This is a genomic window from Collinsella aerofaciens, from assembly GCF_015548375.1.
Taxonomy (GTDB): domain Bacteria; phylum Actinomycetota; class Coriobacteriia; order Coriobacteriales; family Coriobacteriaceae; genus Collinsella; species Collinsella aerofaciens_AB.
Window position 1 is genome coordinate 1 of sequence record NZ_JADMWW010000059.1, and the last position, 1,031, is coordinate 1,031.

Consider the following 1,031-nt stretch of genomic DNA (forward strand, 5'->3'; position numbering starts at 1 on the left):
GTCAAGACGCCGGCGCCCGACGGGGAGACGGCGAGTTAGCCGGCAGGTCGGCATGTCAATCCTGGTCTAACAGAGCCTAAAATAATCATTGCTACCGTTTGCCGAACCGCTCACCTTTGTTGGGCGGTTCGGCCTTTTTCTTCCTTTCCTTTTGTATGCTGTGACTACTGCATCCTTGGAAGGGAGGGTTTCGATGACTCGTGTTGCCCGTGCGTTGTCCGAACTCGGCCATTATCACGTCATGCTCAAGGGCTGTGCTGGCCAGCTGATCTTCGAAGACGATGACGATCGCCTTTATTTTCTCAATCTATTGAACAGACGATTTACGTCCGCTCATATTCGTCTTCTTGCCTGGTGCCTCATGGACAATCATGTTCACCTGCTATTTGATGATCTCGATAATCAGATGAGCGTTGCTATGCATGCGATTGATACGGCATATGCGAAACACTTCAATCAAAAAACCGGCCGCCGCGGACCGGTGTTCCAGGAACGATTCAAGAGTGTGATCATTTCTGACGACAAACAGCTGCTCCGTTGCGTCCGATACATACACGACAATCCTGCAAAAGCAGGTATTTCTTCTGCTCCTCTGTATCGCTGGAGCAGCTTCCATGAGTATTTCTCTCATCCCGAAATTTGTGATTGTGAAGGTATTCTCAATCTGTTTGGGGGTACGGAAGCGTTTTATCTTTCGAGTACCGACGGCAAGCCTAATCCCTATTTTATGCCCGAAGGTAAGCATATCTCCGATATGGATGCGCTGGAAGTTGCCCGGGCTCTTTTGGCTCCGCATGAGCCTTATCAGCTTAAAACTTTGCCGAAATCAGAGCGAAATCGTCTTCTGGCAGTGTTGAGGCATCGGGGGTTTACGATTGACCAGATTTCGCGTCTGACGGGAATTGGGACCAATATCATTCAAAGGGCGAAATGACGCTCCAAATGATTAAAAAAGGCTCTGTTAGACCAGGATTGACATACATGTGTCCCCACGGTGCCATATCTTTGACCCCGTAGACCGCGATGATGGG

At 49.5% G+C, this 1,031-nt stretch carries 1 protein-coding gene; it reads left to right on the plus strand.

What is annotated here, in order from left to right; genetic code table 11:
* The first annotated feature begins 193 nt into the window (after nt 1-193).
* Complete coding sequence (locus tag I1969_RS10965; RefSeq protein ID WP_040359946.1) at nt 194-934, plus strand: transposase; 741 nt, start codon at nt 194-196, stop codon at nt 932-934.
* The last annotated feature ends 97 nt before the right edge of the window (nt 935-1,031 follow it).

Bases quoted from the DNA above. Each gene is read 5' to 3' on its own strand.
- I1969_RS10965 (WP_040359946.1), top strand. From the start codon at position 194: ATGACTCGTGTTGCCCGTGCGTTGTCCGAACTCGGCCATTATCACGTC.